23 protein-coding genes and 1 pseudogene are annotated in these 25,725 nt (G+C 70.3%); 17 read left to right on the forward strand and 7 right to left on the reverse strand.

Annotated elements, in window-relative coordinates:
* Positions 1-19: 19 nt before the first annotated feature.
* Positions 20-223, reverse strand: coding sequence for a cold-shock protein (locus H300_RS0112360; protein WP_028427674.1), 204 nt, complete (start codon positions 221-223; stop codon positions 20-22).
* Between the two features lie 293 nt (positions 224-516).
* Between H300_RS0112360 and H300_RS0112365 the strand changes: the two genes are divergently transcribed.
* From H300_RS0112365 to H300_RS0112390, 6 genes are all read left to right on the forward strand, one after another.
* Positions 517-1,386, forward strand: a complete 870-nt coding sequence (locus tag H300_RS0112365) for a menaquinone biosynthesis protein (protein ID WP_028427675.1) — start codon at positions 517-519, stop codon at positions 1,384-1,386.
* Positions 1,387-1,488: 102 nt separating this feature from the next.
* The gene (gene mqnC / locus H300_RS0112370; RefSeq protein WP_028427676.1) at positions 1,489-2,694 is read left to right on the forward strand and encodes a cyclic dehypoxanthinyl futalosine synthase; all 1,206 of its coding nucleotides are present in this window, start codon (positions 1,489-1,491) and stop codon (positions 2,692-2,694) included.
* 10 nt (positions 2,695-2,704) lie between these two features.
* Positions 2,705-3,238, forward strand: a complete 534-nt coding sequence (locus H300_RS0112375; protein WP_028427677.1) for an imidazolonepropionase-like domain-containing protein — start codon at positions 2,705-2,707, stop codon at positions 3,236-3,238.
* Positions 3,239-3,328: 90 nt separating this feature from the next.
* Entirely contained in the window at positions 3,329-4,021 is a 693-nt protein-coding gene (locus H300_RS0112380) for a demethylmenaquinone methyltransferase (RefSeq protein WP_028427678.1), read from the forward strand.
* Positions 4,022-4,127: 106 nt separating this feature from the next.
* A complete protein-coding gene (locus tag H300_RS0112385; protein WP_158678362.1) occupies positions 4,128-5,513 on the forward strand; it encodes a hypothetical protein in 1,386 nt (461 codons plus the stop codon).
* Positions 5,514-5,606: 93 nt separating this feature from the next.
* Positions 5,607-6,932 (forward strand): geranylgeranyl reductase family protein, encoded by a 1,326-nt coding sequence (locus tag H300_RS0112390; protein ID WP_051269989.1) that lies wholly within the window; start codon positions 5,607-5,609, stop codon positions 6,930-6,932.
* A 391-nt stretch (positions 6,933-7,323) separates the two neighbouring features.
* Here H300_RS0112390 and H300_RS0112395 read toward each other — a convergent pair whose 3' ends face one another.
* The 6 genes and pseudogenes from H300_RS0112395 to H300_RS26565 form a co-directional block, all read right to left on the reverse strand.
* Positions 7,324-8,181, reverse strand: coding sequence for a C40 family peptidase (locus H300_RS0112395; protein WP_028427681.1), 858 nt, complete (start codon positions 8,179-8,181; stop codon positions 7,324-7,326).
* Positions 8,182-8,887: 706 nt separating this feature from the next.
* Positions 8,888-9,574 (reverse strand): hypothetical protein, encoded by a 687-nt coding sequence (locus tag H300_RS31495; protein ID WP_158678363.1) that lies wholly within the window; start codon positions 9,572-9,574, stop codon positions 8,888-8,890.
* Positions 9,571-11,895, reverse strand: a complete 2,325-nt coding sequence (locus tag H300_RS0112405; RefSeq protein ID WP_051269990.1) for a hypothetical protein — start codon at positions 11,893-11,895, stop codon at positions 9,571-9,573. Before H300_RS0112405 ends, H300_RS31495 begins: the two co-directional genes overlap by 4 nt.
* 10 nt (positions 11,896-11,905) lie before the next feature.
* The gene (locus H300_RS0112410) at positions 11,906-12,328 is read right to left on the reverse strand and encodes a hypothetical protein (protein WP_028427683.1); all 423 of its coding nucleotides are present in this window, start codon (positions 12,326-12,328) and stop codon (positions 11,906-11,908) included.
* Between the two features lie 90 nt (positions 12,329-12,418).
* Positions 12,419-12,649: a DUF397 domain-containing protein gene (locus H300_RS30140; RefSeq protein WP_486583737.1), complete on the reverse strand. Its 231-nt coding sequence runs from the start codon at positions 12,647-12,649 to the stop codon at positions 12,419-12,421.
* Positions 12,646-13,137, reverse strand: a pseudogene (locus H300_RS26565) (DUF5753 domain-containing protein); the annotation flags it as partial. The pseudogene H300_RS26565 and the gene H300_RS30140, both read right to left, overlap by 4 nt.
* Positions 13,138-14,609: 1,472 nt before the next feature.
* Between H300_RS26565 and H300_RS0112420 the strand changes: the two are divergent.
* From H300_RS0112420 to nuoK, 11 genes are all read left to right on the forward strand, one after another.
* Positions 14,610-14,969: an NADH-quinone oxidoreductase subunit A gene (locus H300_RS0112420; RefSeq protein ID WP_028427684.1), complete on the forward strand. Its 360-nt coding sequence runs from the start codon at positions 14,610-14,612 to the stop codon at positions 14,967-14,969.
* Between the two features lie 100 nt (positions 14,970-15,069).
* Entirely contained in the window at positions 15,070-15,624 is a 555-nt protein-coding gene (locus tag H300_RS0112430; protein ID WP_028427685.1) for a NuoB/complex I 20 kDa subunit family protein, read from the forward strand.
* Positions 15,625-15,657: 33 nt separating this feature from the next.
* A complete protein-coding gene (locus H300_RS0112435; protein WP_028427686.1) occupies positions 15,658-16,380 on the forward strand; it encodes an NADH-quinone oxidoreductase subunit C in 723 nt (240 codons plus the stop codon).
* Entirely contained in the window at positions 16,380-17,723 is a 1,344-nt protein-coding gene (locus H300_RS0112440; RefSeq protein WP_028427687.1) for an NADH-quinone oxidoreductase subunit D, read from the forward strand. Before H300_RS0112435 ends, H300_RS0112440 begins: the two co-directional genes overlap by 1 nt.
* Positions 17,724-17,740: 17 nt before the next feature.
* Entirely contained in the window at positions 17,741-18,577 is an 837-nt protein-coding gene (gene nuoE / locus H300_RS0112445; protein ID WP_051270005.1) for an NADH-quinone oxidoreductase subunit NuoE, read from the forward strand.
* Positions 18,574-19,929 carry an NADH-quinone oxidoreductase subunit NuoF gene (gene nuoF / locus H300_RS0112450; RefSeq protein WP_028427689.1) on the forward strand — a complete coding sequence of 452 codons (1,356 nt, stop codon included), beginning with the start codon at positions 18,574-18,576 and terminating at the stop codon, positions 19,927-19,929. Before nuoE ends, nuoF begins: the two co-directional genes overlap by 4 nt.
* Entirely contained in the window at positions 19,926-22,556 is a 2,631-nt protein-coding gene (locus H300_RS26570) for an NADH-quinone oxidoreductase subunit G (RefSeq protein ID WP_078515943.1), read from the forward strand. Before nuoF ends, H300_RS26570 begins: the two co-directional genes overlap by 4 nt.
* On the forward strand, positions 22,553-23,998 hold the full coding sequence (gene nuoH / locus H300_RS0112460; protein WP_028427690.1) for an NADH-quinone oxidoreductase subunit NuoH: 1,446 nt from the start codon (positions 22,553-22,555) through the stop codon (positions 23,996-23,998). The genes H300_RS26570 and nuoH overlap by 4 nt, the downstream gene beginning before the upstream one ends.
* Positions 23,991-24,605: an NADH-quinone oxidoreductase subunit NuoI gene (gene nuoI / locus H300_RS0112465; protein WP_028427691.1), complete on the forward strand. Its 615-nt coding sequence runs from the start codon at positions 23,991-23,993 to the stop codon at positions 24,603-24,605. Before nuoH ends, nuoI begins: the two co-directional genes overlap by 8 nt.
* Complete coding sequence (locus H300_RS26575; protein WP_051269992.1) at positions 24,602-25,423, forward strand: NADH-quinone oxidoreductase subunit J; 822 nt, start codon at positions 24,602-24,604, stop codon at positions 25,421-25,423. Before nuoI ends, H300_RS26575 begins: the two co-directional genes overlap by 4 nt.
* A complete protein-coding gene (gene nuoK, locus H300_RS0112475) occupies positions 25,420-25,719 on the forward strand; it encodes an NADH-quinone oxidoreductase subunit NuoK (protein WP_028427692.1) in 300 nt (99 codons plus the stop codon). Before H300_RS26575 ends, nuoK begins: the two co-directional genes overlap by 4 nt.
* The last annotated feature ends 6 nt before the right edge of the window (positions 25,720-25,725 follow it).

Below are 25,725 nucleotides of genomic sequence, written 5' to 3' on the forward strand. Positions count from 1 at the left end.
GAAGATCAGTACTCGACGATCAGGACGGAGTGACGTTCTCCGCCTGCGGGCCCTTCGGCCCCTGGGTCACGTCGAAGTTCACCTGCTGGTTCTCTTCGAGGCTGCGGAAGCCCGACGCGTTGATTGCCGAGTAGTGGACGAAGACGTCGGGGCCGCCGCCGTCCTGAGCGATGAAGCCAAAGCCCTTTTCGGCGTTGAACCACTTGACGGTTCCGGTAGCCATAAGCCCTCCCTGGGCCTATAAGGGTCGCCCTGCTCCAGAACCTGCAAGAAGTCTGAAAACGACGAAAGCCTGCGGTTACATGCTCCGCAGGCTCTGTACTGCAAGGGAAACCAAACTGCAACTTGCGGCGAGCCTAGCACGGTACGTGTGGAGGGGGGAAGGCCCAAATGATCTGTTGTTCGCGGGTCTCGGCGGAGCCCTCGCGCCCGCCGCGCCGCGCTGCTGTGGCGCCGGTCATGCCTGGTCGTCGGCCTGCCTGTCCGGGGGTGCGGAAGCGGGCGTACGCTCCCCGTGTGAGTGCATACGGCAGCTTTCCCAGGACCCGGCCCCGCGTCGGGCACATCCAGTTCCTCAACTGCCTGCCCCTCTACTGGGGGCTCGCGCGGACCGGGAGCCTGCTCGACCTCGAACTGACCAAGGACACCCCCGAAAAGCTCAGTGAACGGCTGGTGAAGGGCGATCTGGATATCGGACCGGTCACCCTGGTGGAATTCCTGCGGCACAGCGATCAGCTCGTGGCGCTGCCCGATATCGCGGTGGGCTGCGACGGCCCCGTGATGTCCTGCGTGATCGTTTCGAAGGTGCCGCTGGCGGACCTGGACCACGAGCGCGTCGCGCTGGGTTCCACCTCGCGCACCTCGGTCCGGCTGGCCGAGCTGCTGCTGGCCGAGCAGCACGGCATCACTCCCGACTACTACACGTGTCCGCCCGACCTCGGGCTGATGATGCAGGAGGCGCAGGCCGCCGTCCTGATCGGGGACGCGGCCCTGCGGGCGTCGCTGCACGACGCCCCCCGCCTCGGCCTCCAGGTCCACGACCTGGGCCGGATGTGGAAGGAGTGGACCGGACTGCCCTTCGTCTTCGCCGTGTGGGCCGTACGCAGGGACTACCTCGCCGAGCAGCCGCAGACCGTCCACGAGGCGCACCGGGCGTTCCTCACCTCGCGGGACGTCTCCCTGGAGGAGGTCGGCAAGGTGGCCGAGCAGGCCGCCCGGTGGGAGGCGTTCGACGCCGAACTGCTGGCCCGGTACTTCACCACCCTGGACTTCCGCCTCGGCCCGGAGCAGCTCGCGGGCATCGCCGAGTTCGCCCGGCTGACCGGCGCGGGCACCGGCTACCCGGCCGACGTCCGGGTGGACCTGCTGGAACCGCGGGACGGCTGACCCCGGGAGGAGGGCGGCCCCGGGACGAGGGCGGCCCCGGGCAGGTCACGCGCCTGGCGTACGCTGGATCGGTCTTGCCCCCTTTTGGAAGGGACCGCCCCGGTGCCGGAATCTTCGTCGCATGCCGACCTCCAGTCCGTGCTCGACCGGGCTGCCGAGGGCGGGCGCATCACCCCCGAGGAAGCGCTCGACCTGTACCGCTCGGCTCCGCTGCACGCGCTGGGACGGTCCGCCGACGCGGTCCGCCGTCGCCGCTACGCCGGCACCGAGCACCTCGCGACGTACATCATCGAGCGCAACATCAACTACACCAACTCCTGCGTCACCGCGTGCAAGTTCTGCGCGTTCTACGCCCCGCCGAAGAGCGACAAGGTGTGGACGCGGGACCTCGACGACATCCTCCGCCGCTGCGCGGAGACGGTGGAGCTGGGCGGCACCCAGATCATGTTCCAGGGCGGGCACCACCCGGACTACGGGGTGGAGTACTACGAGGAGCACTTCTCCGCCATCAAGAAGGCCTTCCCGCAGCTGGTGATCCACTCCCTCGGCGCCTCCGAGGTCGAGCACATGGCCCGGATCTCCAAGGTCACCCCCGAGGAGGCCGTCCGCCGCATCCACGCCGCCGGGCTGGACTCCTTCGCCGGGGCGGGCGCCGAGCTGCTGCCCGCCCGGCCGCGCACCGCCATCGCCCCGCTCAAGGAATCCGGCGAGCGCTGGCTGGAGATCATGGAGACGGCGCACGGCCTGGGCGTGGAGTCCACCTCCACGATGCTGATGGGCACCGGCGAGACCAACGCCGAGCGGATCGAGCACCTCCGGATGATCCGCGACGTGCAGGACCGCACCGGCGGCTTCCGGGCCTTCATCCCGTACACCTACCAGCCGGAGAACAACACCCTGAAGGGCCAGACCCAGGCCACTCTCTTCGAGTACCTGCGGCTCATCGCGGTGGCGCGGCTGTTCCTGGACAATGTCGCCCACATCCAGGGCTCCTGGCTGACGGTCGGCAAGGACGTCGGCCAGCTCACCCTGCACTACGGCGCCGACGACCTCGGCTCGGTGATGCTGGAGGAGAACGTGGTGTCCTCCGCCGGCGCCAGGCACCGGTCCAACCGGATGGAGCTGATCCACCTGATCCGTTCCGCCGGCCGCGTCCCCGCCCAGCGCTCCACGACGTACGAGCACCTGCTGGTCCACGACGACCCGGCGAACGACCCGGTCGGCGACAAGGTCGTCTCGCACCTCTCCTCCACCGCGATCGACGGCGGCACCGCCCACCCGGAGCTCAAGCTCGTCGAGACGAACTGACGGCCGTCCGTTGCCCACGCTCCATCTACCGGCCGCCGGTGTCGCCCTCGCCGTCACCGGCGACCGGATCACCGCCCGCGGCCCCGCCGCGGCGCTCACCGAGGACTACCCCGACGCCCGGCAGCGGCACTGGGACGGCACGCTCGGCCCGGGGCGCTGCGTGGTGGACGCCGTACGGCTCCTGGAGCACGCCTACCACCCCGACCCGCGCGAGGCGGACGCGCTGGGCACCGTCCCGCTGACCGGCCCGGCACTGGAGGGACTGGAGATGTCCGCCGTCCGCTGGGGCCACAGCGCACGCCGTGGCATCCAGCGGCTCCTGGGCGACGGCGCCACCTCGCTGGTGGGGCCGTTCACCCGGCCCGAGGTCCGCCTGGCGGTCCGCCGCTCCGGTCTGCTGGTTCGCGAGGACCCGCCGCCGGACGGCGCGGAGCGCCCGGGACGCCCCGCGCCGGGCGAACGCGCCGACTTCGCCGTGAGGGCCGCCGACGGCCGCTGCCTCGCCACCGTGATCGCCGGCCGGTTGGCCCACCGCCGCCGCTGAAATCCCGGTTCGTCCCCCGGGCGCCCCCGGAACCGCGCTTGCCGCGACCCGGTGCACCCGCGCACCCGGCGTCCGGTGAACAATGGGCGGGTGATCCGCGCATCCATGGACAAGCAGCCGCACGAAGTCGCCGCCATGTTCGACGACGTCGCCGCGAGGTACGACCTGACCAACGACGTGCTGTCCCTCGGCCTGGCCCGGTCGTGGCGCAAGGCCGTCGCCGGGGCGGTGGCCGCCCGCTCGGGGGAGCGGGTGCTCGACCTCGCCGCCGGCACCGGCACCTCCTCGCTCCCGTTCGCGATGGCGGGTGCGTTCACCGTGCCGTGCGACTTCAGCCTGGGCATGCTGCGGGAGGGCAAGCGTCGGCAGCCCTGGATGCCGTTCACCGCGGGGGACGGCACCCGGCTGCCGTTCCGCGACGACAGCTTCGACGCGGTCAGCATCTCCTTCGGGCTGCGCAACGTCCACGACACGGACGCCGCGCTGGCGGAGCTGCTGCGCGTCACCCGGCCCGGCGGACGACTGGTCATCTGCGAGTTCAGCCACCCGACCTGGGCGCCGATGCGCACCGTCTACACCGAGTACCTGATGCGCGCCCTGCCGCCGGTCGCCGAGGCGGTGTCGTCCAACCCGGACGCCTACGTCTACCTGGCCGAGTCGATCCGGGCGTGGCCCGACCAGCGGGCCCTCGCCACCCGGCTCCAGAAGGCCGGCTGGGGCAGGGTCGCCTGGCGCGACCTCACCGGCGGCATCGTCGCCCTGCACCGGGGCCACAAGGTCTGACCGGGTCAGGGGCCGGCCCTGTTCCCGGGGCCGGGGCCGGGGGCCGACCGGCCGGATACCGCCCCAACACGTCGCCGCATCCCGCGGGTTGTGCGACAGTGACGCCGTGCCGACGCTCTGCGCCGCCTGCGGCGCCCCGACACCGGCCGCGCCCACGGCCCACGCCGGCCCCGGGGCACCGGTTCGGAACCGCTGCCCGCGATGCCCCCGCAGCCGGACGACCGGACGCCCGTACGAGGGCTGGGGACGGGCGCTGGCGGCCGCCTGCCCGCCCACCGTCCTGCTCCCGCTGCTCGCCCTGCTCACCCTGCCCGTCGCCGGTACCGGCGACGGGCAGGCACCGGACCCCGTCACGCGGTTCCGGGTGGCCCTCGCCCTGCTGCTCCAGGGGCTCGGCGGCGGCTTCTCGGTCCGGGACGCCTCGGCCGGGACCGCCGGGTTCGGCAACTGGCCGCCGGTGCCCGGCGGCGGGGAGGTGACGCTCACGGCGGTGCCGCTGGGCGTCACCGTGGCGTGGGCCGCCGCCGTGGCCCTGGGAGCCCGCTGGGCGCACCGCGGGCACCCGTACGGGCCGGGCGCCGCCCTGCGCACCGCGACCGCCTCCGCGGCCGGTGTGTTGCTGCTGGGGCTGGCCGCCCGGCCGTCCCTCGGCGGGATGGAGATCGGTACGGACCCGGTGCGGGCCGGACTCTGGGCGCTGCTCCTCGGCACGGCGAGCGCCGCCGCGGCGCTCCTCGCCGGCCGGGCGCGGGCGTGGCTCGCCGCCCGCCCACCGCTCGGCGTGCTGTTCCGGGCGCTGGGCTCCGCCGTCCGGGGCTCCTCGGCGGTGCTGCTGTTCTCCGGGCTCCTCGGCGCCGCGCTGCTCGTCTCCGGGCACCGCACGCACACCGGGTGGTGGCTGCTGGTGGCGCTCCTGCTGCTGCCCAACCTCGCCGCCGCCGTCCTGGGGTTCGCCTGGGGCGCCACGCTGGAGACCCACCGCGCGGTGGCCGGGGGCGTCTGGGAGTACGAGACCTACGCGCTGTCCGACCTTGCCGCCTCCGGCGCGGGCTGGGCGCTCGCCGGCGCGCTGCTGCTCGCCGTCGCGGGGGCGCTGGCGCCCGGCCTGCACGCCGCACGCCGGGGCGCAGCCCGCGCCGAGCAACTGCTCACCTCCGCCTTCGCGCTGCTGTACTTCCTGCTGCTCGTCGGGATCGGCCCGGTCGGACTGACCGGTTCGTCCGCGCTGCTCCCCGGTGCCTCGGGCAGCGCGCAGGCGGGTGTGAACGGCGCGGAGGCGGTGCTGTTCGGGACGATGTGGACGTTCGGCGGCGGCCTGCTCCTCCTCGTCGTGGCGCCCCTGCCGGCGCTGCTGCGGCAGCGGTTCCGCTCCCGGGTACGGCGACCGCGGCGCGCACCGGGACGGCGGTTGCGCGCGCGGGGACAGCGGCCGCGGCGGCTCCTCGGGCGGCAGGCCCGGGCGGCCGCAGGACCGCCGGGGTGCCGCACATAGACTGCCGGAGGTCCGCGAACGCGGGGAACCGGCAGGCAGTGCGGGTCGTTCCGGTGACAGCGGGCCACGTGTCCAGTCCTCGTCCAGTGCCTGATGCACCAGCGCCTAGCCCTCCCGGGAGTCCTCGTGCCGGAGCCCCAACCGAAACCCGCCTCTGAGCAGCATGCCGATGTGATCGTGGTCGGTGCCGGTCCGGCCGGCGCGACCACCGCCTACCACCTGGCCCGCTCCGGGCTCGACGTCCTCCTGCTGGAGAAGACCGCCTTCCCGCGCGAGAAGGTGTGCGGAGACGGCCTCACCCCGCGCGCCACCAAGCAGCTGGTCGCGATGGGGATCGACATCTCCGAGGAGGCGGGCTGGCTGCGCAACAGGGGCCTGCGCATCATCGGCGGCGGCCAGCGGTTGCAGCTCGACTGGCCGGAGCTCGCCAGCTACCCGGACTACGGACTCGTCCGCAAGAGGGACGACTTCGACGAGCAGCTGGCCCGCCAGGCGCAGAAGGCCGGCGCCCGGTTGTACGAGCGGTGCAACGTGGGCGAGCCCGTCCTCGACCGCGCCGGCCGGATCACCGGCGTGCACGCCAAACTCGGCGAGGAGAAGACCCCGGCCACCTTCCACGCCCCCGTGGTGGTGGCGGCGGACGGCAACTCCACCCGGCTCTCGGTCAAGATGGGCCTCCACCGCCGTGAGGACCGCCCGATGGGCGTGGCGGTGCGCACCTACTTCACCTCCCCCCGGCACGACGACGACTACCTCGAGTCCTGGCTGGAGCTGTGGGACCGCCGGGGCCCGGAGGACCGCCTGCTGCCCGGCTACGGCTGGATCTTCGGCATGGGCGACGGCACCTCCAACGTCGGCCTCGGCATCCTCAACAGCTCCAGCGCCTTCAAGGAGCTGGACTGGCGCGAGGTGCTGATGGCCTGGTGCGCCTCGATGCCCGAGGAGTGGGGCTACACCCCCGAGAACATGCAGGGCACGATCCGCGGGGCCGCCCTCCCGATGGCGTTCAACCGCAAGCCGCACTACACCCGCGGCCTGCTCCTCGTCGGGGACGCGGGCGGGCTGGTCAACCCGTTCAACGGCGAGGGCATCGCCTACGCCATGGAGTCCGGGCAGATCGCCGCCGAGGTCATCGTCCAGGCACACGCCCGCCAGACGCCTTCGCAGCGCGAACTCGCCCTGCGCCGATACCCGAAGGTCCTCTCCGACACCTACGGCGGGTACTACAACCTGGGCCGGGCCTTCGTGAAGCTGATCGGCAACCCGAAGGTGATGAAGCTCGCCACCGAGCGCGGCCTCACCCACCCGCTGCTGATGCGGTTCACGCTCAAGATGCTGGCCAACCTGACGGACCCCACCGGCGGTGACGCCATGGACCGCGTCATCAACGGCCTCTCCAAGGTGGCCCCCCGGGCCTGAGGCGGCCCCGGGGCCTGACCCGGCCCCCCCTGGGGCCTGGCCCGATCCCCGAGCGGCCCGGGAGTCGGGCCTGCACCGACGTCCGGGACGGCACCCGGCGGCCCGGACGCCGGGTCCGGGACTCGTGGCTCAGGGAACGGCCGTCCACGCACGACGGGGCCGTGCACGATCCGATCGGATCGTGCACGGCCCCGTCGTGCGTCGGCCGTCGCTGCGGCGCTCGGCCGGTGGGCACGGGTGGTGGCTCCGTGCCCAGCGGGGTCTGTGCGGCCCGTCTCCGGTCGACTGCCGTGCTGCGCCCGCCGGTCCGGCGGGCTCGGCGTCAGCCCGGCGGGCCGGCAGGCGCGCCGGTCGGTTCAGCGCGTTCGGACGTTCAGAGCATCCGGACGGTTCAGAGCATCCGGACGGCGCCGGAGGGCGTGCCGCCCCAGCCCATGTCGTGCAGCGCGACTCCGTCGGAGGGGTTCTGGGCGCCGACGTACTGGCCGCCGCCGACGTACACCGCCACGTGGGTGGCGCTGCCCTTGCCGCCCCAGTACAGGATGTCTCCGGGCTGCAGGTTGCCGAGGCCGACCTCGGTGCCTGCGGTGGACTGGGCCTGCGAGGTGCGCGGCAAGCTGATGCCGGCCTGCTTGAACGCGGCGACGGTCAGCCCCGAACAGTCGTAGGCGCTGGGGCCCGTGGCCCCGGACACGTACGCCTTGCCGACCTGGGCGCGGACGAACTGCGCGATACCCGCGGCGTTGCCCGACGCCGGCGCGTTGGCGTCGGCGCTGGACGTGGACACCGAGTCGCTGCCGCTGTCGCCGCTGAGCGTGCTGCGCTCGCTGCTGCGTGCGGCGCGCTCAGCGGCGGCGCGCTCCTCGGCCGCGCGCTCCTCAGCGGCCTTGCGCTCGGCTTCGGCCTTCTCCTTGGCCTCTGCCTCTGCCTCGGCCTTCTGTTTCGCCTCGGCGGCGGACTTCGCGGCCGTCCTCTCGGCCTGGGTCTTCGCCGCGTCCAGTTCGTACGTGATCGCGATCGTCTGGGTCACGTGTGCGGCCCGCTTGGTGGAGTCGGCAGCCAGCAGGCCGTCCAGCGAGGGCAGCTCGGCGGTGTCGGCCGGGGACTCCTTGTCGGCCGAGGTCGGCGAGGCGGCGCCGGTCACCGCGAGGGTGGTGAGAACGCCACCGGCAACACCAGAGCGGATGAGCGTGTTCCGCGAGGAGCGCCGGGGTTTCCGGTGGCTGCGTATGTGTGCGTTCGGGGACATGGTTCACAGGGCTACCAGTAGGGGGCGTTCAGCTCAAGCAGGGTGTTGTGCGACACAGAAGCCCACCGGGTGCCCGTTTCGAGGCATTTGAGGCTCCGTTGGCTCCCCGTGAAGGTAAGATCAATGTCCAACTACGGGTCCACGACCACGCAGTTGTCCGGATTGTCCCCGGAGTCGACGCGCCTAGCATGTCTCGGACTGATAACGCCAACGTGTCGGGCTCCGGCGCGAGGTCGTTGTGATGCAGGTCACGCGACACCTCGCGCCTCACGCCGGTCACAGGGGTCACAAATGGGCAAGGCCGACGACACATAAAACCACCCCCATACACCCGCTTCATCGGATGCCCTGACAACCCGTCACCCGGGCAACTGGACGAAATCCGACCTCTCCGCCGAAACCCCGCACGCGTGCACCGGCCCGCGAGGCGACCCACTACGCCGGCGGGCGTGCGCGACGCCGGCACGGGCGAGCAGCCCACGCGGAACAGGTGCGCTGTCGGCAGTAGCTCAGGGGGAGTGGAGATCCGCTTGTGCTTGCCACTGGGGGATGCTCCTGGGGTCGTCGGTGCATGCACTCCCAGACAGTTGGCGATGACGGTCGGCGTCCCCACATGCGTCGTCAAGCCGGGCCCTTGACGCGAGCCCTCGCGCCTCGGCTCGTCCAGGAGCCCCGCGGCCGCTGCGGTTCCTGCGCACCGGAAAGCTCAGGGCTCCAGTGGTTCGAGGTCACCAGGGACAGGGATGTCGGCGTTGTTCTGGCACTCCATCTCCAGTGCGACCTTGCGCGCCGCGCCGGTGAGGACGTTCATGTAGGAGTCGGTTATATCGGATGAGGGTGGATAATCGCCATGAGAGGCGACTCTGAGTACTGCGCCCACAAGAAAGCTACTCTTCGGGAACCTGTCGTCCTCCGGGACCTTGCATGTGTAATAGAGATATGCACCCTCGCCGTCTGCTGCTGCTTGGGTTCCCGCGCGGTATTCTTTCTTCCCGGTCTCCACTGGTTCCAGCTCGCGGGGTTCTCCTTCAGGGTAAAAATTGACCTCTATTTCAGGTGCTAGCTTTTCTTCGTCCAGAAATATTCCACAGGCTTCACCTGAGTACTTAAGTTTTGCGGCGTCGGATTCCTTGCTGCGAGATTTAAGGGTGATCGAAGAGGCGATCTTCTCCACGTCGTGGAACCAGACTTTGGGATACTCTGTTCGACCGGTAATTCGTTCGAGGTCACTCGCCGTGCTTCCTAGTACTCCACTGCACATATTTTTTGCCGTGAGAGGGGTTGGAGTGGGGGAACTCTTGTCGTTCTGTTGAGAACAGCCAGTGATCGAAAGAAGCGAGGCCGAGCCAAGTATTATCAATGAATTGAAGTCCGATCGCTTCATCCCGATCACTCCGAATCTTGTGGCGTGCTGCCGAAGTAATTATCTTTCGAGCCCCCATCAATGTATCCTTGTGCTCCGCCTATTATGTCCATGCCCTCCCTGCTGCTATATTCCAATCCTTGTGACTTGACGAACCTCATGGCTATGCTTTTGATTCCTGTATAAGACTCTTCCCGTATGGAAGTTTCTGCATCCTGAGATTTTTTCGCCACGTCCAGTTCATCTTCCTCCATTTGGTTCGCCAATGCTTGGTTGAGTACTTCCTCCGTGACGCTTCCTCCTGTCTCCATGGCCCACGGGATGATCAGAGCTGCGGCCCCGGCGCCTGCGGCCCCGGCGGGTCCGAAAGCCAATCCGGCCGCGACAAGTGAGGAAGCTCCGAGCTGGCCCCAGGAGGTTCTCGACTCCACGGCCTTGTTGTAATCTTCTTCCATGTTCTTCAAGTCGTGCCTGACTTGGTCCACTCGTGACTGGTCGAGAACTCCCTGAACTGTCGCCCCGGTCTCCACGACGTGAGGCGCTGTGCTCAGATCGATTTCACCGTGCTCGTCCGTGGGTTTTTCCAGCATCATCGCCGTGTAGACGCGCTGCGCGGTCGATGTGTCGGCATAGGCGTCAGGATGCTGGCCCAGAGTACTCAGGAACTGGATGGTCGGTATCTCGCCGAAGCGAGCGTGCTCGTTCTCTTTTTGATCGGGAGCGAAGAGCGTGGAGTCGTCGTTCATGTCGAGGGCCCAGTAGATGTCGTCGATGTAGCCGGCGCCCATGCGGCCGAGGCTGTCGGAGAGCGACTCCTGCTTCCTGAGGAGTTCGGGGTCTCCGCCGTAGAGCTGCACGACTTCTTCCATGATTTCGGCGGACTTCTCGTCGCGGTGGAGTTCGGGCTGCTGAGCGTCCCAGGGGGAGCCGAGCGTGGCGGACTCCAGGGCGTGGCCCAGCGCGTCGTGGGTGTAGGCCCGCAGTTCGTCGCGGCCCGGGGACTGGACGCCCGCGTAGTCGTGCACGCCGGGCTCGTACTCGTCCCGGGCGAAGTAGTCCAGGTAGTCGCGGATACGGGCGCCGGACTTGTGGTCGCCCAACTCGGCGCGGCCGGCCTCGGTGTCGACGGTCCCGTCCTCGCGGTAGGTGACGGGGTCCTTGGAGAAGAACTCCTTCGACGCCTCCGGGCTGTGGCCCAGAGCCTCCAGCATGCTCACCACCGGGTCGTAGCCGGCGCCGTTCTTCCCGTTGGGGTTGAGCGGGGACTCCCGCTCGCCCATCCGGAAACCCATGGGCCGATCGAACAGGTCGGGGTCATTCTTCTTGAGCTGCACCGCGTGTTCGGCGATCGGGACGAGGAACCGGGGGTCGTAGTTGCCGTAGCGCATGATGCCGCCGAGGAGCTGGTAGCCGTACGGCGGGTGGGGATCGCCGGTACGCATCGGAATGCGCTCGGCCCCCAGTTTGCGCAGTTGGTCACCGTACTTTTCCGGCAGATGGGTGGTGTTGTCGGGATCGGTGGCGGTGGCGAGGGTGACCCCGAGGTGTCTCTGCATCTGCTTGAGGCGGTCGGCCTGCTCGTCGTCGACCATGTAGCCGTTGACGGGGTCCTCCTGGGCCAGGAGCCCGTAGAGCGTGAGCGCCTCCTTCGGCTCCGTCCGCTCGAAAAGGCCGGTGGCGAACTCGGGGGACCTCTTGTTGTCCTTGAGGAACTCGACGAACTGCTCCATCTCGGTCGGCGACATCTCCCGGCCCTTCTTGAACAGCCGGTACGCCTGCTGGGCCTCGGCCGAGTCGAGGCTGTCGTGTACGGGCGCGGTGAAGTCGTGCGTGTCCGGGAAGTTCGTCCGGAGTGCGTGGGCGAGTGCCGTATCCGCGTCGTCGCAGGCGTCGACCGCGCGGTCCACACGGCGCTGGAGCGAGGCGATCGCCTTCTGACGCGTCACGTTCGCGATCGGGTGTTCGGCGGGCTCGGACGCCGCGCCCTCCTGGGCTTTCACCCTCCCCTTGCCGTCGATCGTGAGAGACAGTCCGGGGGCCTCCTCGCCCTGGAGCCGTCGCACGGTGTCCCGCGAGCGGGTGAAGGTCGTGAGTGCGTCCTTGAGTACGGCGTGCATGCCCTCCGCGGCCTGTGCCGCGTCCTGGAACTCGTCGGCCGTGGTGCGTACGAAGGACTTCGTGACGGTGGCGTTCGCGCCCTGCCACTCGGCACGCTTGGACTTAGCCAGCATTCCGGTGCGGGCGTCCTCCGCCAGTTCCTTCAGCTTCTTCGCCACCGCCGACCAGTCGTCGACCGCGTCCTTCAGCTTCGCCACCGGTGCGTGGTAGACGTCCTGGTAAGTCAGTGCCACAACAAGCGCTTCACTTCAGGAAGTCGCTGATGCGGGACACGGACATCGACGTCGCGATGTCCACCTCGTCCTTGGCGTGCTGCGCCGCGGTGTAGTCGAGGTGGTTCGATATGTGCGCACACGCCTCGATGAGCGTCTTCACCTGGCTGTTCCATCGGCTGTGCGCGTGTTTCAGCGCCGAGCCGGAGCGGAAGCTCTCGGCGCTGAGCACCGTACTCGCGGCGGACGTGCTCACCCGCGCGTGCTTGGCGTCGCGGTCCAGCCGCTCACGCAACTCGTAGGCGTCGTTGCCGACCGCACCGAGATCGTTCTGCTCGACGCTCAGGTCCCGATTCGTCCCGCCGCCGTTGCCCCCGTCCAGGGTGTTGAGCCGCGTCCCCACCTGCTGAGCGGCTCGTTCCCTGGCCTGCTCCCACTCGTCGTCGAACGACACGTTCTGCCCCCACTGCCGCGCACCCCGGTCAAGAGTGCGAATGTCCGTCGTCGGGCAGCCTATGCCGGTACGTGACCCGAGTGCCAGGCGTCAGCGTTCGGAGACGGTGGGGGAGTCAGCTCTTTGTGGTGTCGCGCAGGAAGGCGGTCCAGGCCTCGGGGGTGAGCGCGAGGCGGGGCCCTCCGGGCGCGTGGAATCTCGGACGCGCACGCCCGGTGCCGTGACCGCCACTTCGACGCAGTCGTTGCTGTCACTCGGGCTGTAGCTGCTCTTGAACCAGATGTGCCTTGAGCCGTCGTTGCCAGAGGTTGCGTTGGTCATGTCTCTCCCCGCACCTTGCCGATGAAGTCCAGAGACTCTCCAGGGCGGAGAGCCTGGGCCCGGATGATCCCGTACCGCAGCTCCAGGGTGCGAAGCTCCGCCGGTTCACTGACGAAGCGACTCGTCAGCTGCGTCTCCGAATAACCTACAACCGAACCGTCGTTGAGCTTCAAGACCTGAATCGGGCCACCCATCCCCGAATGGTTCCCGCGGTCCGTCGGCATCACCTGGATCTCAACGTGCCGCAGTTGGCCGGCCTCGTGCAGGTGCTTGAGTTGCCGACGGAGCGTGTCCCTGCCCCCGAGTGGACGTCGAAGTGTCACCTCCTCCATCACGAAACCCAGGGACGGTGCCGGGGTGCGGTCGAAGATGACCTTGCGGGCCATGCGTGCGGCGATGTGCCGGGCCATCTCGTCCTCGCCGTAGACCGGGTGGCGCATGGCGAACAGGGCACGCGTGTACTCCTCCGTCTGGAGGAGCCCTTGGACCCCTGTCCGGTCGTTTCCCCGAGGGTGAGACCCGAGTGGTTTCGGCGCTGCGGGAGTGGGAGGCGCACGGATACCTGAGCCGTACCCGCGTCCGACTGCCGAGCGGCCGGGTGGTGGCGCGGACGGTCGCCCGTCAACGTCCGGCCGCCGACGCCGATCGACGTCCGGTGCAGCAGCCCGACCAGCGGCGGCCCGGTACCGGCGCGACACCGGTGCCGCTGCCTCGTCCGGCGCCCGCAGCTGTCCCGGTGCCGGCGCCACGGCTCGCACCGATGGCCCGCGCGCCGAAGGCCCCTGTTGCGGGGGACCGGTCGCTGCGAGGACGGCGGCGCCGGAGCCGCGTCGGGGGAGCCGTCGCCTCGGGCCGTGGCGGCGGGGGAACTGCTCGCCGAACTCCACCGATGGAATTCTCGGTTGCTGCTGACGGAGCCGGAGGTGCGTCGGCTCACGTCCGCCGTCGCGGCGTGGCTGGAACGGGGAGCGGAACCGGAGGGCGTCCGGCGGGCACTCACCGCCGGACTTCCCGACGTACTGCACCGACCCGCTGCTCTGCTGGCCCACCGGCTGGCCGCCCTCCCGCCGCATGCTCTGCCCCCGCATGCTCCGGGGCCGCACCTCCCCGCCGCCGGACGGACCTATCCGATCCACCCACCGCGTCGCCGCCCCGCCGCCGCTTCCGTTGCGGAACTGCGACGGCTGCGAGCGGGCCTTCCGGGGCCCGACCGTCCTGATCCGCTGCCGCGACTGCCGTTCCGCGCCCGAAGGCGTGCCCCGCTCCCGAAGGTGCACCCGAACTGCTACCCACCCCCGCACCCCGACTCGCCCCGCCGCCGCGGCGGCGCCGAGGCGGGCGGAGGTCACTTCGGGGCAACGATTCGCCACCCGCCAACCTCGGGCAGACGCTCGGCGGGAGTCGTACGGGCGGAGCCCAGTGGTCCGGCGCGGCTGTGCTGCGGGGCGACGGAGAGTAGCGGCAGCGACGTCGGCCCGGGGTCGGCGGAGGGGTGCCCGGGGACGTGGGCCGCAGCCGGTTATCCGGTTTGTGCGGGCGTGCACAAAGGAGCGGGGCCGTGACCCTGCGTACGGCGGTACGCCGGTGGCCGGTGCTGACGGGCTTCGCTCTTCTAGCACGATGATCGAGCAGTTGCGAATTTGCTTGGTAAGGCTTGCCTTTGCTAGCCGGACGGCCTCTCGCCTGCGTCGATGCCCCTGCTGATTACCAAAAGTAACTACCTGTGGGCTGCACGTGGATCGTCCGTGGGTGCGGGCAACGTGTAGTGGATCTTCGGGTGTTGAAGATCACAAAGTCGGTTCGGTACCCCGTGTCGCATGTCACAGAGGGGTGGGCATAGGATGCGGTCCGCGTGGGCTTGTGAACTGCCTCACAATGGCACGATCTCCGGAACCGTGAGGTCGAAGAGCCCCCGCGTGGACCCCAGCTAGTCATCGGCGACTGGAAGGAGCGAGGAGCGGTGAACGCGTACGTCCCCATTCTCGTACTCGGAGCCCTCGGCGCGGCCTTCGCGGTTTTCTCCGTGGTGATGGCCTCGATCATCGGTCCGAAGCGCTACAACCGCGCCAAGCTGGAGGCGTACGAGTGCGGCGTGGAGCCCACTCCGATGCCCGAGAGCGGCGGGCGCTTCCCGGTGAAGTACTACATCACGGCGATGCTCTTCATCGTTTTCGACGTCGAGATCGTCTTCCTCTACCCCTGGGCCGTCCATTTCGACTCCCTGGGGATGTTCGGCCTCGTCCAGATGCTGATCTTCGTCGGTCTGATCGGTGTGGCCTACGCCTACGACTGGCGCCGCGGCGGCCTGGAATGGGACTGAGCACGCACGGGCGGCCGCCGTCCGACGCACCGGTGCTCCGGGCGAAGGAAGCAGCGGCCGGCCGCCCGGAAACCCGGACCCGAGAGAGGGGCGAAACCTGATGGGAATCGAGGAGAAGCTGCCGAGCGGCTTCCTGCTCACGACGGTGGAGAGCGCCGCCGGCTGGGTGCGCAAGTCGTCGGTCTTCCCGGCCACGTTCGGACTCGCCTGCTGCGCCATCGAGATGATGACCACCGGCGCCGGACGTTACGACCTGGCGCGCTTCGGCATGGAGGTCTTCCGCGGATCACCGCGGCAGGCCGACCTCATGATCGTGGCCGGCCGGGTCAGCCAGAAGATGGCGCCGGTGCTGCGGCAGGTCTACGACCAGATGCCCAACCCCAAGTGGGTCATCTCGATGGGCGTGTGCGCCTCGTCGGGCGGGATGTTCAACAACTACGCCATCGTGCAGGGCGTCGACCACGTGGTGCCGGTCGACATCTACCTGCCCGGCTGCCCGCCGCGGCCCGAGATGCTCCTGGACGCGATTCTCAAGCTCCACGAGAAGATCCAGGAGGAGAAGCTCGGGGTCAACCGCGAGCAGGCGGCCCGTGAGGCGGAGGAAGCGGCACTGAAGGCCCTGCCGACCATCGAGATGAAGGGGCTGCTGCGGTGAGCGACGCATGCGCGGCCGCCGGGAGGAGGCGCGGTGAGTGACACGTCCAACGCACCCGAGCCGGAGGACGCAACCCCGTCCCCGCACGCGGAGAGCGGCGAGGCCATCGGCGTGCGCCGGGGCATGTTCGGGGCCGGCAACGGCGGGGACACCTCCGGTTACGGCGGTCTGGTGCGGACGGTCCGGCTCCCCGGGCCCGGCGGCCGCCCCTACGGCTCCTCCTTCGACGAGGTGGCCGACGAGCTCGAAGGAGCCCTGGACGAGCAGGGAGTTCCGCCGCAGGAGGCGATCGAGAAGACGATCGTGGACCGCGGCGAGCTGACCTTCCACATCGCCCGCGAGCACCTGCCCCGGGTCTGCCGCACGCTGCGCGACGACCCCGCCCTGCGGTTCGAGTACTGCTCGGGTGTGAGTGGGGTGCACTACCCCGGCGACACCGGGCGCGAGCTGCACGCCGTCTACCACCTGCGGTCCTACACCCACAACCGGATCATCCGGCTGGAGGTGTCGGTGGCCGACGCCGACCCGCACATCCCCTCGGTCGTCGACGTCTACCCGACCAACGACTGGCACGAGCGCGAGGCCTACGACTTCTTCGGCATCGTCTTCGACGGCCACCCCGCACTCACCCGGATCATGATGCCCGACGACTGGCAGGGCTTCCCGCAGCGCAAGGACTACCCGCTCGGCGGCATTCCCGTCGAGTACAAGGGCGCCCAGATCCCGGCTCCCGACCAGCGGAGGTCGTACAGCTAATGAGCAGCCACACCTCGCAGGCCGACACCTCGGCGGCCACCTCGCGCGAGACGACCGAAGGCACCGTCTACACCGTCAGCGGCGGCGACTGGGACGAGGTGGCGGCCGCCGCCGCCAGGACCGACGACGAGAAGATCATCGTCAACATGGGTCCCCAGCACCCCTCCACCCACGGGGTGCTCCGGCTCATCCTGGAGATCGACGGCGAGACGGTCACCGAGGCCCGCTGCGGCATCGGCTACCTGCACACGGGCATCGAGAAGAACCTGGAGTACCGCACCTGGACCCAGGGCACCACGTTCGTGACCCGGATGGACTACCTCACGCCGTTCTTCAACGAGACGGCGTACTGCCTGGCCGTGGAGAAACTGCTCGGCATCGAGGACGAGATCCCGGACCGGGCGACCGTGCTCCGCGTGCTGCTGATGGAACTCAACCGGCTCTCCTCGCACTTCGTCGCCATCGCCACCGGCGGCATGGAGCTGGGCGCGACCACCGTCATGATCTACGGCTTCCGGGACCGCGAACTCGTCCTGGACGTCTTCGAGCTGATCACGGGGCTCCGGATGAACCACGCGTTCGTCCGGCCCGGCGGCCTCGCGCAGGATCTTCCCCCCGGCGCCATCGACGCGCTGCGCGAGTTCCTCAAGACGATGAAGAAGAACCTGCCGGAGTACGACGCACTCTGCACCGGCAACCCCGTCTTCAAAGCCCGGCTCCAGGACATCGGGCACCTCGACCTGGCGGGCTGCATGGCGCTCGGCGCCACCGGCCCGGTCCTGCGCTCCGCGGGCCTGCCGCACGACCTGCGCAAGGCGCAGCCCTACTGCGGCTACGAGACCTACGACTTCGACGTCCCGACCGCCGAGACCTGCGACTCCTACGGCCGGTTCCTGATCCGGCTGGAGGAGATGCGGCAGTCGCTGCGGATCGTCGAGCAGTGCATCGAGCGGCTCGAACCGGGACCGGTGATGGTCGGCGACAAGAAGATCGCCTGGCCGGCACAGCTCGCGCTCGGCCCGGACGGGCTCGGCAACTCGCTCGACCACATCAGGAACATCATGGGCACCTCCATGGAAGCCCTGATCCACCACTTCAAGCTCGTCACCGAGGGCTTCCGGGTACCGCCCGGCCAGGCCTACACCGCGGTGGAGTCGCCCAAGGGCGAACTGGGCGTGCACGTCGTCAGCGACGGCGGCACCCGCCCGTACCGGGTGCACTTCCGCGACCCCTCCTTCACCAACCTCGAATCCATGGCGGCCATGTGCGAGGGCGGCCAGGTGGCCGACGTCATCGTGGCCGTCGCATCCATCGACCCCGTGATGGGAGGTGTCGACCGGTGACCGACGTGCAACTGGGCATGCCGCAGCTGCCCGCCCCCGACTTCCCGGCCGATGTCCGCGCCCGGCTCGAAGCCGACGCACAGGAGATCGTCGCCCGGTACCCCGACAGCCGCTCCGCGCTGCTGCCGCTGCTGCACCTGATGCAGGCGGAGGAGGGCCACGTGACCCGCACCGGCGTCCGGTTCTGCGCCGAGGTGCTCGGCCTGACCACCGCCGAGGTCACCGCGGTCTCGACCTTCTACTCGATGTACCGCCGCAAGGCGAGCGGCGACTACCAGGTCGGCGTGTGCACCAACACGCTCTGCGCGGTGCTCGGCGGCGACGCCATCTTCGACGCGCTCCAGGACCACCTCCAGGTCGGCAACAACGAGACCACCGAGGACGGAAAGGTCACCCTGGAGCACATCGAGTGCAACGCGGCCTGCGACTACGCGCCGGTGGTGATGGTCAACTGGGAGTTCTTCGACAACCAGGACGTGGCCTCCGCCAAGCAGCTCGTCGACGACCTGCGGGCCGGCCGCGAGGTCGTCCCCACCCGCGGCGCACCGCTGTGCACCTTCAAGGAGACCGCCCGCGTCCTGGCCGGCTTCCCCGACGAGCGCCCCGGCGCCGTCGAGGCCGGCGGCGCCGGGGGACCGGCCACGCTGGCCGGCCTGCGGCTCGCCCAGGGCAAGGGCAACGCCGCCGGACGCAGCGCCGTCCCGCACGACCGCCCCGCCCCCGTCGAGGACGTGGCCGCCACCGGGCAGGCCCCCGGCGGCCACCCCAGCTCGCACGAAGCCCCGCAGCGCACCGCGCAGTCCGACCCGGACAACCCGACCGCCCCGGTCGCCGACGAGGAGGGTGACCGATGACGGCCGCCGAATCCCCGGAGAAACTGCTCTCCCCGGTCCTCTCCGCGTTCTGGGACGAGGAGGCGCCCTGGACGCTGGAGACCTACCGCAGACACGAGGGTTACGAGGGCCTGCGCAAGGCGCTGGCGATGGACCCGGACGACCTGATCGCCTACGTCAAGGAGGCAGGACTCCGCGGCCGCGGCGGCGCGGGTTTCCCGACCGGCATGAAGTGGCAGTTCATCCCGCAGGGAGACGGAAAACCGCACTACCTCGTCGTCAACGCCGACGAGTCGGAGCCGGGCACCTGCAAGGACATCCCGCTGCTCTACGCCAACCCGCACTCGCTGATCGAGGGCATCGTGATCGCCTGCCACGCGATCCGCTCCGGCCACGCCTTCGTCTACCTCCGCGGCGAGGTGGTGCCCGTGCTGCGGCGGCTGCACGAGGCCGTACGCGAGGCCTACGCCGCCGGCTACCTCGGCAAGGACGCACTCGGCGCGGGCAAGGACCTCGAACTGATCGTGCACGCCGGCGCGGGCGCTTACATCTGCGGCGAGGAGACCGCGCTGCTCGACTCGCTGGAGGGACGCCGCGGCCAGCCCCGGCTGCGCCCCCCCTTCCCCGCGGTCGCCGGCCTGTACGCCTGCCCCACCGTCGTGAACAACGTCGAGTCCATCGCCTCCGTTCCCGCCCTGATCAACAAGGGCAAGGACTGGTTCCGCTCGATGGGCAGTGAGAAGTCGCCCGGCTTCACGCTCTACTCGCTCTCCGGCCACGTCGCCGGACCCGGCCAGTACGAGGCGCCGCTGGGCATCACCCTGCGCCAACTGCTCGACATGAGCGGCGGAATGCGTCCCGGCCACCGTCTGAAGTTCTGGACGCCCGGCGGCTCCTCCACCCCGATGTTCACCGACGAGCACCTCGACGTCCCGCTGGACTACGAGGGCGTCGGGGCTGCCGGTTCGATGCTCGGCACCAAGGCGCTCCAGTGCTTCGACGAAACCACCTGCGTGGTCCGCGCCGTCACCCGGTGGACCGAGTTCTACGCCCACGAGTCCTGCGGCAAGTGCACCCCCTGCCGGGAGGGCACCTACTGGCTGGTCCAGCTGCTGCGCGACATCGAGGCCGGCAAGGGAGCGATGTCCGACATCGACAAGATCGACGACATCGCCGACAACATCAACGGCAAGTCCTTCTGCGCCCTCGGCGACGGCGCCGCCAGCCCGATCTTCTCCTCGCTCAAGTACTTCCGAGAGGAGTACGAGCAGCACATCACCGGCGGCGGCTGCCCGTTCGACCCGTCCCGCTCCACCGTCTGGGCGGACGACGGCCCGGGCGCCCCCAACGCTCACCCGGAGGTGCACGCGTGACCGTGACCACAGACGCCAAGACCTCCGGAGGCGGGGACGCCGGGCCGCCGCCCGAGGACCTGGTCTCGCTGACCATCGACGGCGCGCAGATCAGCGTGCCCAAGGGCACCCTGGTGATCCGGGCCGCCGAGCTCCTCGGCATCGAGATCCCGCGCTTCTGCGACCACCCGCTGCTCGACCCGGCCGGCGCCTGCCGGCAGTGCATCGTCGAGGTGGAGGGCCAGCGCAAACCGATGGCCTCCTGCACCATCACCTGCACCGACGGCATGGTGGTCGCCACCCAGCTCACCTCGCCGGTCGCCGAGAAGGCGCAGCGCGGCGTGATGGAACTCCTGCTGATCAACCACCCGCTGGACTGCCCGGTCTGCGACAAGGGCGGGGAGTGCCCGCTCCAGAACCAGGCCATGTCCGTTGGTGCGCCGGAGACCCGCTTCGAGGGACGCAAGCGCACCTTCGAGAAGCCGGTGCCGATCTCCAAGCAGGTCCTGCTGGACCGCGAGCGCTGCGTGCTGTGCGCCCGCTGCACCCGCTTCTCCAACCAGATCGCCGGCGACCCGATGATCGAGCTGCTGGAACGCGGTGCGCTCCAGCAGGTCGGCACCGGGGAGGGCGACCCCTTCCAGTCGTACTTCTCCGGCAACACCATCCAGATCTGCCCGGTCGGGGCGCTCACCTCGGCCGCCTACCGCTTCCGGTCCCGCCCCTTCGACCTGGTCTCCTCGCCCTCGGTGTGCGAGCACTGCTCCAGCGGCTGCGCCACCCGCACCGACCACCGGCGCGGCAAGGTCATGCGGAGGCTCGCCGCCGACGACCCCGAGGTCAACGAGGAGTGGATCTGCGACAAGGGCCGCTTCGGCTTCCGCTACGCCCAGCGCCCCGACCGGCTGACCACCCCGCTGGTCCGGGACGTCGAGAGCGGTGAACTCCAGCCGGCGAGCTGGCCCGAGGCGCTCGCCGCCGCGGCCGCGGGGCTCACCGCCGCCCGGGGGCGCACCGGTGTCCTGGCCGGCGGCCGGCTCACCGTCGAGGACGCCTACGCCTACGGCAAGTTCGCCCGCGTCGCGCTCGACACCAACGACGTCGACTTCCGCGCCCGGGTGCACAGCGCCGAGGAGGCCGAGTTCCTCGCCGCCCGGGTCGCCGGCCGCGGCCGGGACCTCGACGGCAGCGGCATCGACCACGCGGCGCTGGAGAAGGCCCCGGCCGTCCTGCTGGCCGGGTTGGAAGCCGAGGAGGAAGCCCCCGGCGTCTTCCTGCGGCTCCGCAAGGCCCACCGCAAGCACGGCCAGCGCACCTTCGCGCTCGCCACCCACGCCACCCGCGGTCTGACGAAGGCGGGCGGCACACTGCTGCCGGCCGCCCCCGGTACCGAGACGGAGTGGCTGGACGCCCTGGCCGGTGGCGTCGGCCTGGACGAACTGGGCCGTGCCGCCGTCGAGGCGCTGCGCGCCGAGGGATCGGTGCTGCTGGTCGGCGAGCGGCTCGCCGCCGTCGCCGGCGCGCTCACCGCCGCCGTCCGCACCGCCGCCGCCACCGGCGCGACCCTGATCTGGATTCCGCGGCGGGCCGGCGAACGCGGCGCCGTCGAAGCGGGACTGCTGCCGGGGCTGCTGCCCGCCGGCCGCCCGGCAGACGACCCGCGGGCCAGGACGGAGACCGCCACCGCCTGGGGCGTCTCCGGCCTGCCGCACGCCGCCGGCCGGGACACCGGCCACATCGTCGAGGCCGCCGCCACCGGCGAACTCACCGCCCTGGTGGTGGGCGGCGTGGAGGTCGCCGACCTGCCGGACCCGGCCCGCGCCACCGAGGCGCTGGACGCGGTCGGGTTCCTGGTCAGCCTGGAGCAGCGGCCCAGCGCGGTCACCGAGCGCGCCGACGTCGTGCTGCCCGTCTCCGCCGTAGCGGAGAAGGCCGGAACGTTCCTCAACTGGGAAGGGCGCCACCGCCCGTTCGAGGCGTCCATCAAGCCCGACCAGATGACCCGCCGGTTCGTCTTCCCCGACCACCGCGCGCTGCACATGCTGGCCGACGCCATGGACGTGCACCTCGGGCTCCCCGACGTCCGCACCGTCCGGGCCGAGATCAACCGGCTCGGCCCCTGGCAGGGCGGCGCCGCGGCCGAGCCGGCGGGCATCGCCCGGTCGCTGTCCGCGCCCGGCAAGGGCGAGGCGGTCCTCGCCGGCCACCGACTGCTGCTGGACGAGGGCCGGATGCAGGACGGCGACGAGGCCCTCGCCGGCACCCGGCACCCCGCGCTCGCCCGCCTCTCCGCGAGCACCGCGGCGGAGATCGGCGCCGAGCACGGCGCTCCGCTGGCCGTGACCGGTCCGCTGGGCACCGTCGAGTTCCCGCTGTGCGTCACCGAGATGCCGGACCGGGTGGTCTGGCTGCCGATGAACTCGCTGCCCGGCGGTGTCCCCGCGAGCACCGGGGCGCAGGTGGGCCGGCTCGTTCGGATCGCCCCCGGGGCGACGGACGCCGCCGACCCCTCGCCGTCCGGGGACCCCGCCGCGTCCGGCGACCCGCTCAACGGCCTCGCGGGCGACCCCGGTGGGGGATCCCCGTCCGCGACCGGCGGCACCCCGGCGACCGGCGCCGGACCCGAAGCACCGGAGGTGCGCGCATGAGCACGTTTGCGAGGGTGGCCGGCCAGGAGCCGGCCCCGGGCGGCCCGATCACACTCGCCGCCGAGGACCTCTCGATGTTCGGCGGGGACCCGTTCTGGCTGATCGCGCTGAAGGCGGTCTTCGTCTTCGCCTTCATGATGCTGACGGTCCTCATCTCCATCGTGATGGAGCGCAAGGTCGTCGCCTGGATGCAGCTGCGCATCGGCCCCAACCGGCACGGCCCCTGGGGCATGCTCCAGTCCCTGGCCGACGGCATCAAGCTGATGCTGAAGGAAGACGTCATCGTCAAGGGCGCCGACAAGTTCGTCTACGTCCTGGCGCCGATCCTGGCCGCGATCCCCGCCTTCATGGCCTTCGCGGTCATCCCGTTCGGCCCGGCGGGCGACGAGGTCTCGATCTTCGGCACCCGTACCGCCATGCAGCTCACCGACCTGCCGGTGGCGATCCTCTACATCCTGGCCACCGCGTCCATCGCGGCGTACGGGACCGTGCTGGCCGGCTGGTCCTCCGGCTCCACCTACCCGCTGCTCGGCGGGGTGCGGGCCACCGCCCAGATCATCAGCTACGAGGTCGCCATGGGCCTCAGCTTCGCGGCGGTCTTCCTCTACTCCGGTTCGATGTCCACCTCGACGATCGTCGGCGCGCAGGGCGACACCTGGTTCGCGGTGCTGCTGCCGATCTCCTTCGTCATCTACATGGTGGCCATGGTCGGTGAGGCCCACCGGGCGCCGTTCGACATGCCGGAGTCCGAGGGCGACCTGGTCGCCGGCTTCCAGACCGAGTACTCGTCGATCAAGTTCGCGATGTTCATGCTCTCCGAGTACATCCACATGGTCACCGTCTCCGCGCTGGCGGTCACCCTCTTCCTGGGCGGCTGGCGGGCCCCGGCGCCGCTCTCCACCTGGTGGGAGGGCGCCAACCACGGCTGGTGGCCGCTGCTGTGGTTCGTCATCAAGCTCAACGTGATGCTGTTCCTCTTCGTCTGGCTCCGCGGCACCCTGCCCCGGGTGCGCTACGACCAGTTCATGAAGCTGGGCTGGAAGGTCCTCATCCCGGTCTCCCTGGTGTGGCTGATGATGGTCGCCACCATCCGGGCGATGCGCAACGAGGGCTACGAGTTCACCCAGATCATCCTGTGGGTGCTCGGCGGCCTGCTGGCCGTACTGGCGATCGTCTCGATCGCCGACATCATCCGCGACCGCGGTGAGAAACGCGCCGCCGGAGACGCGGACGGCGAGGGCAGCGGGGACGGCGCCGGCGGCGAACCGTCCGACCGGCCCGCCTTCGACCCGATGGCCGGCGGCTACCCCGTGCCGCCGCTCCCCGGTCAGAGCCTGCCGCCCGTGCCGCGACGGCCCTCCCGCCAGGACGAGCCGGTGACCGTGCCGGCCGGTCCCGCGGGCCCCGACGAGGCTGACAGCAAGGAGTCCGACGATGCCTGAATTCCTCAATCCGGTGGCCGGCTTCGGCGTGACCTTCAAGGCCATGTTCAAGAAGCGCCTCACCGAGCAGTACCCCGAGGTCAAGAAGGAGACCGCGCCCCGCTTCCACGGCCGCCACCAGCTCAACCGGCACCCGGACGGGCTGGAGAAGTGCATCGGCTGCGAACTGTGCGCCTGGGCCTGCCCGGCCGACGCCATCTACGTCGAGGGCGCCGACAACACCGAGGAGGAGCGCTACTCGCCCGGTGAGCGCTACGGCCGCGTCTACCAGATCAACTACCTGCGCTGCATCCTCTGCGGACTCTGCGTCGAGGCGTGCCCCACCCGGGCACTGACCATGACCAACGAGTACGAACTCGCCGACCGCACCCGCGCCTCCCTCATCTACACCAAGGAGGAGCTGCTCGTCGGGCTGGAGGAGGGCATGGTCGACTCCCCGCATGCGATCTTCCCCGGGATGACGGACAAGGACTACTACAGCGGGCTGGTCACCGAGGCCGCGCCCGGCACCGTCCAGCAGACCGCCACCGACGGCGGGTTCCCGCAGGACTCCGCCGACACCTTCGGTACCGAGGAGCCGGCCGCCGAGGAGGTGAGCGAGAAGTGAGCGACGTACTCGCCGCCTCCACCTCGGCGGGCGAAGCCGCCCAGTTCTGGCTCCTGGCACCGCTCGCCGTGGCTGGTGCGCTGGGCACCGTCCTGCTGCGCCGGGCCGTCCACTCCGCCCTCTGCCTGGCCGGGACGATGGTCCTGCTGGCTGTCTTCTACCTCGCCAACGGCGCCTACTTCCTGGGCATCGTGCAGATCGTCGTCTATACCGGCGCCGTCATGATGCTCTTCCTCTTCGTCCTGATGCTGGTCGGCGTCAGCTCGGCCGACTCGCTCGTCGAGACCCTCAAGGGCCAGCGCTGGATGGCCGCGCTCTGCGCCCTCGGACTCGGCATCCTGCTCGTCGCCGGCATCGGCCAGGCCTCCCTCGGCACCTTCACCGGACTCACCGAGGCCAACGCCGCGTTCGGCGGCAACGTCCCCGGCATCGCCGAGAAGCTGTTCACCGAGTACGTGGTGGCCTTCGAGGTGACGGGCGCGCTGCTGACCGTCGCCGCCGTCGGCGCGACCATGCTGACCCACCGCGAACGGGTCGAGGGCCCCGCCTCGCAGCGCGAGATGGCCGCCGCCCGGGTCCGCGGCGGCACCCAGCTGCCGCCGCTGCCGGCTCCCGGGGTCTACGCCCGGCACAACGCGGTCGACCGTCCCGGCCTCCTGCCGGACGGCACCCCCTCCGACCTCACGGTCAGCGCCACCCTTCGGGAGCGTGACCAGATCCGCGAGGTGAGTGCCGAACAGCTCGCCGCGGTCGCCGCGCTGGAGCGGCGGACCGCCGACTACCACGGGCAGTCGAGCACCGAGGAGGACGGCCGATGAACCCGGTCAACTATCTCTACCTGGCCGCCCTGCTGTTCACCATCGGCGCCTCCGGGGTGCTGATCAGGCGGAACGCCATCGTGGTCTTCATGTGCGTCGAGCTGATGCTGAACGCGGCGAACCTGACGCTGGTCGCCTTCTCCCGGATGCACGGCAACCTCGACGGGCAGGTGATGGCCTTCTTCGTCATGGTCGTCGCCGCCGCCGAGGTCGTCGTCGGTCTGGCGATCATCGTGATGCTCTACCGCTCCCGCCACTCGGCCTCGGTCGACGACGCCAGCCTGATGAAGCTGTAAGGGGTA

Source organism: Streptomyces sp. TAA040 (genome assembly GCF_000424845.1).